This is a genomic window from Clostridium sp. (genome assembly GCF_017888565.1).
Lineage (GTDB): Bacteria > Bacillota > Clostridia > Clostridiales > Clostridiaceae > Clostridium.
The window spans coordinates 1-13,438 of record NZ_JAGHFX010000081.1; the positions used below are offsets into that span (position 1 = coordinate 1).

Consider the following 13,438-nt stretch of genomic DNA (forward strand, 5'->3'; position numbering starts at 1 on the left):
ATTTTAAATTCTGCACTATAAGCTTTGTGCTTTATTGACATAAAAAATCACCCCATTATGTAGATTGTACACGACCTTTTATTGACTGTCTACATAATGGGGGTAAGACCATTTCGTGAGCCCCTTTACAAAAATAAGAGATTTACTTTTAATACAATAAAGCTTAGTTGATGTTAAATAAATTTTATATTAAATAGATTTCTGAGATTGCGCCTTAATTAAAATATTATCTTACATTATATATTTTATAATACTTATTTTTCAAATAATCTATAAAATATTTTGGATTAAGTTCTTCTCCAGTAATATTTTTTATAAGTTCTTCTGGAGTATATAAAAAACCATGTACATGAACTTTTTCTTTTAACCAAGTAAATATTTCAGTAAAGTTCCCTTTTTTAACTTCTTCCATTATATTTGGTTTTTCTTCTAAAAGTTTATGGAACATTTGAGCTCCATATAAATTTCCTAATGCATAACTTGGGAAGTATCCAAAAGATCCATCTGACCAGTGCATATCTTGAAGTATTCCTTCACTGTCATTTTTAGGTTCAACACCTAAATACTCCTTATATTTTTTATTCCATAACTCTTTAAGCTCCTCTACTTTTATTCTTCCATTAATTAATTCTTTTTCTATTTCATATCTTATTATAATATGAAGCCCATATGTTAATTCATCTGCTTCAGTTCTAATTAATGAAGTTTCAACATAATTCATAGCATTATAAAATTCATCTAAAGTAACATCTTTAAAATCTTCAAAGTATTCTTTAGCTATAGGTAACAAATATGAGCAAAACTCCTTACTTCTTCCTAATATATTCTCATAAAATCTTGATTGTGATTCATGTATTGCCATAGAAGCTCCAGTTTGAAGACCAGTACCTTCTAAATCATCACTTATATTTTGTTCATAAATGCCATGACCACCTTCATGGATAGTACTAAATAAAGCTGAAGTAAATTCATCTTCATGGTAATTAGTAGTTAATCTTACATCTTTATTTCCAAAGTTTGTTGTGAAAGGATGTATACTTTCGTCTAATCTACCAGCTTCTAAATCAAATCCTATTTTATTTAAAATATATACTGATAAGTCCTTTTGTTTCTTTATATCAAAATTACCATATAAAAAATCACGATTTATCTTTTTATTACTAGCTTTAACATTGTTTAATACCTCTATTATTCCATCTCTTAAATCTGCAAATATTTTATCTAATTTTTCAGTAGTTAATCCTAATTCATATTTATCTAAAAGAGTGTCATATTTATCGATTTTAAATCCCCAATAATTAATAAATTCTTTTTGAAATTCAACTACTTTTTCTAAATGAGGTTTGAAAATTTCAAAATCATTAGCATCTTTAGCTTTTTCCCAAGCTAATTCTGAATTGCTACAAACACCAACAAAAGCTACATATCTATCTTGAGGTATTTTTTTAGTTTCGTTATAATTTCTTTCAAGTTCCTGTAGCATTCTAGCCTCAGTATGATTCATTTCGTTTTTATATTTTGATAAATCATTTATAAAATCCTCTACTTTAGAGCTAGTAACCATCTTAAAGCTTTCCCCTGACAAATACTCTAGAACTTTCGATCTTGACTCACCTGCCTTAGTTGGCATATTAGTTCTCATATCCCAGTAAACTAAACTCATAGCTTGGACCAGTTTTTCATATTCACTTAAATAATTTTTAAGTTCTTCAATTTTTTCTTTTAACTGCATATTAATTCCTCCTCTTATAAATTTTACTTATATATAAATATATCATATTTTAATTATCAAAATAAATATCTTTTAAATTTATAATAAAACTAATGTACTATCATATCTACAAGACAATATTTATCTAAAATAAAAAGAATATGACTTTTAGCCATACTCTTAAACATACTTATCAATTAATACTATTGCTGATTAGTAACTTCATTATAAGTATTACCTATTTTAGTTATTTCCTCTTGTGGAGCTGGACATAATGGATAATAGCCTTTCTTTACCATCCATTGCCATACTTCATAAGCATGATTACAACTCATAGTAAATGCATCTTTTAAAAATTCTCTTAGTTCTGGATTACTTGCTTCCATAGCACTCCATGCATATTCTCTACCTGCTCTTTTTAATGTTAGCAGATATGATGTTGCAATTTCTCTATCATTTAATGTTGTAGCATTTGTATTAGGAGTTGTAGGTTGAGTCATATTTACTGGTGCCTTTGTAAAGTCTTGCAGAGTTTTCTTTAATGATGGTACGTTTAACTTTTGTGTAGGTGTAGTTGAATTTTTAACGTATTCCACCTTTATATTATAATCTTGAATATGAATTGGTAAATGAGTTTCTAATATACTCTTAAGTTCTGGATCTTGAGCCATGTTTTTAAACAATCCCATAGATGTTATTGAATTAACACAGCTCATTATTAATTCACTTAATTGATTTAATTCATTTGAAGCTAATTGCATGATAATTCTCCTTTTTATTATTTATTTTCTTGGATTATTAAAAGATGGTGCTGTTGGATCTGGAGCTTTATGTTCTGGGCCTGGAGTTGATAAATCAAAATAAAGCTTAGAATCTTCAGTTACACCAAAATCTCTATTTGATCCAGTATTTTGAACTTTATTAAGTGCTTCTCTAAATAAAGCATTATGTGCTTCTTCTCTATTTAATAGAAAATCAATAGTTGCTCTTACTTCTTTGTCATCAATTTGACGATATAAGTATTCATATACAACTTTAGCTCTTTGCTCTGATGCAATATTTGAAAGTAAATCTGCAACTAAATCTCCTGTACAAGATACATAATCTGAAGTCCATGAATATCCAGATGAATTAATTAATAATGGTGATAATCCACCTAATACATGGCCTTGGATTTCCCCTGAAACTACCTTTTTATAATCTACATCATGGCCATTTAATAGATTTATTGTTGTCGCTACCATTTCCATATGGCTTAATTCTTCAGCTGCAATATCTAGAAATAAGTCTTTAATTTCTTGATCTTTGATTCTAAAGCTTTGAGAAATATATTGCATTGCTGCTTTTAACTCCCCATTAGCTCCACCTAACTGCTCTTGTAATAATACAGCATATTGAGGATTAGGTTTTTCTACTTTGACTTCATGTAATAATGCTTTTTCATGTTTAAACATATGTGTCCCTCCATAGAAATAATTTCAAAATTATCTTTCCCTTTATCTCCCACAATATTCTCTCTATTTTGTATATCACAAATAATTTTTTATTACTTCAAATTTAATTCTTAATGCATTTCTATATTATAAAAATAAGAGCATAGTAATATTGAATTATTACTGTGCTCTTAGATATTTAATATTCTTTATTTAATTATTATATATCATAAAAAATACTAGTATTAATAATTTAAATGCTAAGTAATTGAAAAAAGACTTAATATATCTTCTTCACTTAATGTGTTTATACTTGATATATCATTTTCATTATCAATTATCTTTTCAATTAATTTTCTCTTTTCATCCTGTAGATCAACTATCTTTTCTTCTATAGAATTCTTAGCTATAAGTTTAATTACTTCAACTATATTACTTTGACCAAACCTATGTGCTCTATCAGTAGCTTGATCCTCAACAGCAGGATTCCACCAAGGATCAAAGTGTATTACTATATCTGCTGACGTCAAATTTAATCCTGTACCTCCTGCCTTTAAACTTATTAAAAACACAGAGTTTCTTCCTTCATTAAACTCATTTACAAGTTCTAATCTTTTTTCCGAAGGTATTGATCCATCTAAATAACTATATAAAATATGTTCTGAACTTAATTTATCTGCAATATTTTTTAGTACCGAAGTAAATTGTGAAAACACTAAAATTTTATGACCTTCTTCTATACCTTGCTGTAAAATTTCAATAAGTGCATTTACTTTCCCACTAGTACCAACATAATCATTTATCAATACAGAAGGATCTAGACACAGCTGTCTAAGTTTAGTTATATAAGATAAAATTTCTATTTTACTTGTTTTTAAATCATCATCCTTAACTTTCTTTTCAATTAGACTCTTAGCATGATCTGCATAAATTGAATATACCTTTTCTTGTTCTTCTGACATAGATACTAGTAATTTTTTTTCTATCTTTTGAGGTAGTTCTTTTATTACATCCTTTTTATATCTTCTTAATATAAAAGGCTTAATAAGTTTATTTAACTCTTCTAAAACTTCTTCTGATTCATTTAATTTCTTATGATACCTTACGCTAAATCTTTTTTCATCAAAAAGATAACCAGGCATTATAAAATCAAAAATTGACCATAATTCCATTAAGGAATTTTCAACTGGAGTACCAGTTAATGCAAATTTTCTATATGATTTTATCTTTTTTACAGACAATGAATTTTGAGAATGACTATTCTTAATATATTGTGCTTCATCTATAAAACAATAATCAAATTGCAATTTTTCATATTCATCTAAATCTCTTTTAATTAAATTATAGGTAGTAATTATTACATCATATTTTTCTATATTATTTAATATTTTAATTCTTTCTTCTTTAGATCCATTTACAACAGCATATTTAATACTAGGTGCAAATTTTTCTATTTCGCTACTCCAATTATAAATTAATGATGTAGGTGCAACAATTAATGTTTTAGATGGTAAATTTGATAACATAAAAGTTATAGCTTGAATTGTTTTCCCAAGTCCCATCTCATCTCCTAAAATACCACCAAAACCTAAGTAATCCATTGTTTTAAGCCAATTATACCCTTCTTTTTGATAAGGTCTAAGCTCTCCAATTAATCTTAATGGCTCTTTAAACGTAAGCTTTTTTATATCCTTTATTTTCTTTTGAATTTGGGATAATTCTTTTTTGCCTTTTATATATCTAATATTATTTTCCTTAATAAAACTATCTATATATAATGCTTTATTTTTGCTAAATATAATACTATCATTTTCTATATCATTTTCTAATGATAATATATCTAGTAAATTCAAAAAGTTTTTAAGCTCTATTTCTTCTAAATCTAAAAACTCTCCACTTTTAAGTTTAAAATACTTAAGATTATCTCTAAGAGCTAATACTATATCTTTAACCTCATTTTCTGGTATGTTATCAATTTTAAATTTTAATTCAAAATAATCAAATTTTCCACTTTGTACATTACCTATTATATTTTTACTATTTACTTGCTTTATCATTTTAAAATTCTGTGAATAAAAAACTTCTCCAACATCTTGAAGCTTTTCTATATCATATTTAAAGAATCTAAATAAAAAGTCATCTCCAAATAATAAATAAAATTTATCTCCAGAAGCATCAAATCCTAGAGACCTTAAAAATGACATAACCTCTCTTTCTTTATTTAAATCTCTATAAATAATTTTATTTTTGTATTCATGAAAAATATTAAATTCATGTTCCCCATATTTAACTTTTAAAGTTAATGTTACATCTTTATTAACCTTATCAAAATAAAACTTAAACTTAACATCTTCTTTTACAATTTTATTTTTTATAGATTTATTAATACTCACATCATTAGATAATGTATAAAGTTTAGGTAATAGCTTAGATAAAACTCTTATTTCCTCATTTTTATCTATTGATATAGATCTTGTATTATTAAATATATTCAAATAAGTAGATATATCATAGCAGTACTCCAAGCTCGGTAAATAAATACTGCTTCCATATATAAATACAGTTCCCTTTTTATCTATTTTTTCAGGTATTCCATCTTCTAAGCTTAATAAATATTCTTTTTCTAATCCTTTTAAAGAAATTTTAATACTTGGCTTATCAAAAATAATTTCAGTTTCTACAGGTTTATAAAAAAAACCTTCATTTAAATAAACTCTATTTTTTGAAACAGTTTCAAAAAATTCTCTTATTAAAAAGTCTGGAAGTATTAACCTCTTTCCATCTATATATTTATCTTGCCTCCTCATAAAATTTGAAGATACTGATTCTATATCTTTTACTTTTTCAATGAAATATATTATTTTCTTTTCTTTTATCCCCAGTCTTTGATATCTTAAATCAAAATTAAAGTCTTTACCATATTTAATTGGTATCTTATTATAATAAGAAGTTAAAAGTTGATTTATATCTTTAATAACATATAATCGATTTGAAGATAATCCTTTTAATCCTATTTTGAATTCTACTGCTAATTTATTCTTTAAACCTTGCTTATTTATATAAACTTCTATTTTTATTTCATCTTTATTATCTTCTTCTAAAAGCAAATCTAATATATTATCTTTTTTATTTTTAAAAATTATCTTATTTAAATCTGAATCATTAAATTTTGCTTTCACTTCTTCATTATCATCTAAATCATTGAGAAATTTATAAAAACTTGCAAATAAATGCTTGCAACAATAATTATGTTTACGAAGCTCATTTCTTTCAAAGTCATCACAACTACAAAAAGTTGATATTATATTTTTCGTATTTATATCTATTTCCATTTTAGGGTTATATTCACTAAAATAATTTTCTGATATAATTTTAGAATCTATATAAACTAAATCATCATCACATTTTACATCAAAATTAGAAATTAAATCATTTTCTAATATTCTCTTCCCACCCAAATCATTTTTACCTGATGTATCTTTATTAAATTTTTCTAATAAAACTTGTTTAATCATAATTATCACCTTATTTAATAATGAAATAGTGAAAGAATGAAAAAGTGAAAGAATTAAGGATATAATTCAACTATATTGAATAATAAAAATCGAAAAGTTAATAAAAAATCTTAAAGATTTCTTATTAAAAGTACTTTGCACTTTTATATTCTAAGTTTTGCATAGCAAAACCTCCTCAATTCTTTCATTCTTTAATTTTTCATTCCTTCATCTTATACATTGCTTTGCAAAATATAAACTATCTTTAATTATAACAAAAAGAAGTGGCTTTTGCCACTTCTCATTATGCATTCATCCATAACTCCTTTATTTTACATTTCCTATCTTCAAAATCATATGAAGGGCTATATTTAACTCTTTTTTTTATAATGTAATCTTTAATCGAGTTTTTAAAATCATTTTCAACTAAAGTTGTAGTAATTATTTTATTATTAGAATCTACAAAACATATAGGTATGCTATCTTGAAATACTAGCATTTGAAGATGTTCTTTATCTAAAGCAAGTTTCTTATTATATATACGTCCATAAATAAACTTATTACTTCCAGCAAATTTAAAAAGCAATGCAATTACTACTTGTCCATTTATTTTTATGGAATTTGCCTTCATTTCAATAATAGATTCTTCTAGTATATACTTTAAATTAATGTTATCTTCCTTTAAATAAAAACTAGAATATATCTTATTATCCTCAAATTTTGTAATATAATTACCTATATCTCCGCAATCTAGTAGATCTAATTTTTCAGCGTAGAACAAAGCCCTTCCCCTCCTAAGAATACAAATTAATCATTAATTAATTATACTACTTAAATTGCATAATATTAAAGGAGTATATAATGGGAATACTTCCATTAATATTTAAACTAATGTTATTTATTTTCAGATATTTCTTCATTTTTTTCTCTCTTAGTCTCATTAATTTTTTTATTTTCTTTATCATTTTTATTTTTTGTAGTTTCTTTAGGCTTTTCTCCATAGAAGAATAATTTTAATTGCATAATTGAAGAGTAACTTAAGTTAAAGAAGTTATTATATTCATCTAACATTTTTGATAGTTTTGAATCATTTATCATATTGCTATTTATCTTATATCTAAAATTGTCTTTTCCTAAAATGTCACTATGATTTATTATTGCTTCAATGTCGTAATTTACAAATCCTAATGACTTTAAAAGAGTTATAAGTACCCTTCCAATTTCTCTATTACCCTTTAAACTAGATTGAAACTTCGATAAATTATCGTTTAATGCTTTAATTAAATTATTTTTAGGATATGTTAATCCCCAAAGTTCACTATCAATATCAATTATAATTACTTTTCCTCCAGGTTTAAGAATCCTATATATTTCTTTTAATGCTGAAATTGGATTATTAAGATGTTGAAATACAAATCTAGCAATAACACATTCATAGTAGTTATCTGGTATCGAAGTATTTGTAATATCATCAACTACAAAGCTAACTCTATTACCATATTCTTTATTAAGATTACTATAAGCATATTCAAGGAGTTTTTCATCATTATCTAAGGAAGTAACTTCACATTTACTAAAATTATCTAAAAGTATTTTGGTAAAAAAACCAGGTCCGCTTCCAACTTCTAAAATATCACTATCTTCTTTTACTCCTAATAACTTTAACATTCTCACTTCTTTTTCTAAGCCCAAATATGCCTGTTTTTCTAACCTTTCCATCTCTCTCTTGAAACCAATCTTTTCATAAATTTCACTGTATGACATCAATATTTCTCCTAAGATTTATATACATAATATAGTATATACTTTCCAATAAAAATGGTTCTTTTATATAAATTAATAAAAAATAAGATAGAAGTATTCCTCCTATCTTATCTTTTATTAATCAACTGATTTTAATGATTCAATCATTTTAATTTTTCTTAGTTTATAGTACATAACAATATTAACAAGTACTGAAAATGTTATTGTAAGGAGTGCTGATATTATAAAACTTAATAAATCAATACTTCTACCAAACATCATATTATCCATTTCTACTGTGATCATTATGAATCTATGTAGAAATACTCCTAAAAGTTCACCCAAAATAATACCAAACATAGTTAAGATTATATTTTCTCTGTAAATATACGCAGATACTTCATTATCATAAAATCCTAATACCTTTATAGTAGCAATCTCTCTCATTCTTTCACTAATATTTACATTAGTTAAATTGTAAAGAACAACAAAAGCTAATGCTCCAGCTGATACTATCATTACTAAAACAACATAATTTAAACTTTGAATTGTATTATCAAAATTATCTTTTATACCAGTATTAAAAGATACACTCTTAACTATAGGCTTATCCATAATTGATTTTGAGAATTGATCTTCATTTTTTATTATAGAAGTATTAACTAAAATAGAATTAAAGTTACTATCAATATCAAATTTTTCTTTATAATATTTAGAGGACATATAGAGATAATTAAATGTATAATTTTCTGCTATTCCAGAAACCTTCAATGAAAATTCTTTATTATTAACTTTAACTTTCACGTCATCGCCAACTTTAACATTTGCTTTTGTTGCTGCTTTTTCTGAAAGTATTACTCCATCATTATTTAATTTAATCTTCTCTTTAGATAACCTATTTTGTAGATTTATAAACTGATCTAGTTTATCTAAAGATTCAGGAACGATAATATAAATATCTTTATCTCCATCGCCAGTAGCTATCTTAGCACTTTCTGATTGTATCATAAGCAACTTATCTACTTCTGCCAAGCTACTTATATCTGAAAGAATTTCCTGTTTTTCTAAGCCACTAGCATCTTTATCTATATTAATAGTTAAATTATATTTAAATATATCTCCAAATTGCTTATCAACTATAGTTTTTATTGAATCTTTTATCCCAAAGCCAGTAACAATTAAAGCTGTACATCCTGCAATTCCAAAAACAGTCATAAAGAATCTTTTCTTATATCTAAATATATTTCTTACTGTTACTTTACCTATAAAACTTAGATTACTCCAAATAAAATTAATTCTTTCAATTAGTATTCTTTTCCCATCTTTAGGAGCCTTAGGTCTCATAAGAGTTGAAGGGGTTTCAATTAACTCTTTATAACATGCTAAGAATGAAGATAGTGTAGTAACTAAAATAGATATTATTGTTATAGAAACTGCTATTGGTATATTGAATTCTAATTCAACTTTAGGTAAAGTGTACATAATACCATAAGCATCAAAAATTACTATTGGAAATATAGTTAAGCCTATTACGAGACCTACTATACTACCTAAAAAACTAGCTAAAAAAGAATATATAAGATATTTTGATACTATCTTATATTTAGAATATCCTAAAGCCTTTAATGTGCCAATATTTATTCTTTGTTCATCCACCATTCTAGTCATTGTTGTTAAACATACTAAAGCAGCAACTAAGAAAAAGAATACTGGAAATATCTTAGCTAATTTATCTATGCTATCAGCGTTATTTTTATAATCTGCATATGAATAGTTACTATTTCTATCTAATATATACCAGCTAGGCTCTTCAATACTTTTCACATCATTTTCTGCTTTTTTAATTTTAGCCTCTGCAGATGAAATTTCTCTTTCGAATATTTCTTTAGATTTTTCGTATTCTTCTTTTCCCTTTTCTAACTCTTCTTTTCCCTTTTTAAGTTCTAATTTTGAACTCTCAAATCGATTAATTGCTTCTTTTTTAGAAGATTCTAATTGGCTTTTCTTTTCACTTAATAAATTTTCGCCTTTTATTAATTCATTTTCTTTAGTTGTAATTTCTATTTCTGCTAGTCTTAATTTTTCTTCTCCACTATTAATTTCATTACTAATATACTCTATCCCTTTAACTACTTCATCCCTACTTTTAGTTAAAACTTCTAGTTCAATATTTAATTTGTTTTTTTCTTCTTCTGAAATATTAGGAGCTTGTACAGCTAATTCTAATTCATTAACTTTTGTATCTAAATCTGCTTTTGTGTCATTTAAAGTTGAAAGAGTGCTTTTAGCTATATTAATTTGCTTTTCTGCATTTAACTTTTCTGATTCAAAAGCCCTATTTGCAGATTCTAAAGTAGCTTTACCATCATTTATTTTATATTCTGATAAAGAAATTTGATTTTCTGCTTGCATAATTGAAATCTTAAACTCATTTTCTTTTTTAGTTAATTCACTTTCTCCATTCTTTAAGAAAGCTTCTGATTCTTCTAATTTCTTTTTAGCATTATCTAATTCTTCTTGACCTTTATTTTTTTGATTTTCAATCTCATTTTTACTATCATTTATTTTCTTATTAGCTTCACTTACTATTTTATTGTATCTAATGCTTGCTCTATCATCACCTAGCTCTTCTAATGGATTTTCTACAGTATCAATTAAATCAAAATATTTATTTGAGTATGAATTTAACTCTTTAGCACCTTCTACTGTTACATATGCTTCTGTATATGCTGGAATTTTAAAATTTTCTTGTGGTATAACAATAAAACTTGATATTTTCCCATTACCTATATTTGATGTACCTTTTTCAAAGGATAAATAATAAGGAGTTTGTACTTTACCTACAACTTCATATTCAACATTTTTTAATTTATCACTTAATGAATCACTTGTACCTGATGTAAGTTTAATTTTACTTCCTATAGATAAATTTAAAGATTCCAACTTTCCTGCTTCTATGACACATTCATTAGGATTTTCAGGAAGATTTCCTTCTACTAATTTATATTTATTAACATAATTAGAATTATTTAAAGGAATTCCCATAACCTTCAGTACACTTTCTGAAGAATCTATTGTGGTTATTGCATCCAATGAGTAAGTTGCAAATACATCTAAGACACCATTAACTTTACTTATCTCATCTATATCTTCATCTGTAAATCCTAGAGTAGAATATAATGTTAAATCCATAAGATTATAATCATCATAATACTTATCTGCAGTTCTTTTCATATCAACAGGAGATACTTTTATGCCAGAGAAAAAAGCAACACCTAAAGCTATTATTGCAAATATAGAAAAAAATCTTCCTTTTGATTTCTTAATATCTCCAATAACATCTTTCATAAAAGCATTTTTAAACATTACCACTCAATCCTTTCTACTGGAATAGGATTTTCATTTAATGTGATACTTTCAATCATCCCATTTTTCACCTTAATAACCTTATCTCCCATTGGAGTTAATGCAAGATTATGTGTTATTATTACTACTGTCATATTATATTTTTTACATGTATCTTGTAACAATTTTAATATTGCTTTTCCAGTATTATAATCTAAAGCACCAGTTGGCTCATCACATAATAATAATTTGGGGTTCTTAGCTAATGCTCTTGCTATTGCAACGCGTTGTTGCTCTCCTCCTGAAAGTTGAGCTGGAAAATTATCTTTTCTTTTTTCTAAGCCAACTGCATTTAAAATTTCAAAAGGATCTAATGGATTTTTGCAAATTTGAGTAGCTAACTCAACATTTTCTAATGCAGTAAGATTTTGAACCAAGTTGTAAAACTGAAATACAAATCCAATATCATAACGCCTGTATGTGATAAGTTCTTTTTCCGAATATTTATTCACCTTATTATTATCTACTATAATCTCTCCAGAACTTGCAGTATCCATTCCACCTAAAATATTTAAAATAGTGCTTTTACCTGCTCCACTGGCACCTGCTACTATCACAAATTCACCTTTTTCAATATTGAATGAAACTCCACTTAAAGCATCAATATTTACTTCACCCATTTTATATGTTTTCTTAACATCTTTAAACTCTATAAAGCTGCTCAAAAAATACCCCTCACTTTTATATTAAATTTATTTCTTCATTTATTTCTTTATGTGGTATAAGAAACTTAATCGCTTTATTTTCAAGAGAAATACTTAAATTATCATGAGTAAAAATTTCTCCATCAGCACATATTGTAAATTTTTCTTTAGATTTAATATTTATACTCTTACATTTTTTATAAATAACATAATCCTTTAATTCATTACTTTCAAGATGTTTTCCTTCTTTATAAAATTTTATTAATTTTACTAATTTAATTCTTGAAACTTTTTTAATAATACATAAATCAATCAATCCATCATTCACTTCTGCTAATGGAGCTCCTATATAACCACCACCATAAGATTTCCCATTTGCAATTGCACATAATAGAAACTCTCCATGGATTAATTCAGCATTATCTATCATTATATCAAAAGTATTATACATCCTATGAAATAATGAATAAAATACTGAAAGTGTGTATGCACCTTGTCCACTTAATAATGGAAATCTTTTAAATTTCACCATGTTTTCTGCAACTTTTGCATCAAACCCTATATTACATAAATTTACTGAATATAGACCATTCACATTTAATAAATCTACATTTTGAGTCTCAGCTTTTATCTGTCTAGTTATATCATAAAAATTTATTTCCGATTCAAAGTTTTTTACAAAATCATTGCCTGTCCCGTACGGGATAACTGAAACACTTGCATTTTCATAACCAATAACTCCGTTAATTACTTCATTCAAAGTTCCATCTCCTCCACATGCATAAAACCTCAAATTTCCTTCTTCACTTTCACAAATCTTCTTTACATAATTAGTAGCATCATTTTTTCCCTTTGTTATATAAATCCTGTATTCATCATACAAATCTTTAAATATTTCATTTATATCATTACTTATTTTTTCTGAAACATTAATTTTGCCCGCTTCAGGATTTATCACAAAAAAGTGTTTACTTTTAGTCATCATTTTTCCTCTCTACCATATTTATA

The 13,438-nt window shown here is 25.7% G+C and carries 9 protein-coding genes; all 9 read right to left on the reverse strand.

Going from position 1 to position 13,438, the window contains the following annotated elements:
- Positions 1–226: 226 nt before the first annotated feature.
- The 9 genes from J7M87_RS15570 to J7M87_RS15610 all read right to left on the reverse strand — a co-directional run bounded on the left by J7M87_RS15570 (position 227) and on the right by J7M87_RS15610 (position 13,412).
- A complete protein-coding gene (locus J7M87_RS15570; RefSeq protein ID WP_291652339.1) occupies positions 227–1,732 on the reverse strand; it encodes a carboxypeptidase M32 in 1,506 nt (501 codons plus the stop codon).
- A 182-nt stretch (positions 1,733–1,914) separates the two neighbouring features.
- A complete protein-coding gene (locus J7M87_RS15575) occupies positions 1,915–2,472 on the reverse strand; it encodes a spore coat protein (protein WP_291652340.1) in 558 nt (185 codons plus the stop codon).
- Positions 2,473–2,493: 21 nt separating this feature from the next.
- Positions 2,494–3,165, reverse strand: coding sequence for a manganese catalase family protein (locus tag J7M87_RS15580; RefSeq protein WP_291652342.1), 672 nt, complete (start codon positions 3,163–3,165; stop codon positions 2,494–2,496).
- 239 nt (positions 3,166–3,404) lie between these two features.
- Complete coding sequence (locus tag J7M87_RS15585; protein ID WP_291652344.1) at positions 3,405–6,659, reverse strand: DEAD/DEAH box helicase; 3,255 nt, start codon at positions 6,657–6,659, stop codon at positions 3,405–3,407.
- Positions 6,660–6,942: 283 nt separating this feature from the next.
- Complete coding sequence (locus tag J7M87_RS15590) at positions 6,943–7,419, reverse strand: hypothetical protein (RefSeq protein ID WP_291652346.1); 477 nt, start codon at positions 7,417–7,419, stop codon at positions 6,943–6,945.
- 113 nt (positions 7,420–7,532) lie between these two features.
- Positions 7,533–8,402, reverse strand: a complete 870-nt coding sequence (locus tag J7M87_RS15595) for a class I SAM-dependent methyltransferase (RefSeq protein WP_291652348.1) — start codon at positions 8,400–8,402, stop codon at positions 7,533–7,535.
- Positions 8,403–8,519: 117 nt separating this feature from the next.
- On the reverse strand, positions 8,520–11,747 hold the full coding sequence (locus tag J7M87_RS15600) for an FtsX-like permease family protein (protein ID WP_291652350.1): 3,228 nt from the start codon (positions 11,745–11,747) through the stop codon (positions 8,520–8,522).
- Positions 11,747–12,451, reverse strand: coding sequence for an ABC transporter ATP-binding protein (locus tag J7M87_RS15605; protein ID WP_008678616.1), 705 nt, complete (start codon positions 12,449–12,451; stop codon positions 11,747–11,749). Before J7M87_RS15605 ends, J7M87_RS15600 begins: the two co-directional genes overlap by 1 nt.
- Before the next feature lie 16 nt (positions 12,452–12,467).
- Positions 12,468–13,412: a YegS/Rv2252/BmrU family lipid kinase gene (locus J7M87_RS15610; protein ID WP_291652352.1), complete on the reverse strand. Its 945-nt coding sequence runs from the start codon at positions 13,410–13,412 to the stop codon at positions 12,468–12,470.
- Positions 13,413–13,438 lie beyond the last annotated feature (26 nt).

Bases quoted from the DNA above. Each gene is read 5' to 3' on its own strand.
- J7M87_RS15570 (WP_291652339.1), bottom strand. From the start codon at position 1,732: ATGCAGTTAAAAGAAAAAATTGAAGAACTTAAAAATTATTTAAGTGAA.
- J7M87_RS15575 (WP_291652340.1), bottom strand. From the start codon at position 2,472: ATGCAATTAGCTTCAAATGAATTAAATCAATTAAGTGAATTAATAATG.
- J7M87_RS15580 (WP_291652342.1), bottom strand. From the start codon at position 3,165: ATGTTTAAACATGAAAAAGCATTATTACATGAAGTCAAAGTAGAAAAA.
- J7M87_RS15585 (WP_291652344.1), bottom strand. From the start codon at position 6,659: ATGATTAAACAAGTTTTATTAGAAAAATTTAATAAAGATACATCAGGT.
- J7M87_RS15595 (WP_291652348.1), bottom strand. From the start codon at position 8,402: ATGTCATACAGTGAAATTTATGAAAAGATTGGTTTCAAGAGAGAGATG.
- J7M87_RS15600 (WP_291652350.1), bottom strand. From the start codon at position 11,747: ATGTTTAAAAATGCTTTTATGAAAGATGTTATTGGAGATATTAAGAAA.
- J7M87_RS15610 (WP_291652352.1), bottom strand. From the start codon at position 13,412: ATGACTAAAAGTAAACACTTTTTTGTGATAAATCCTGAAGCGGGCAAA.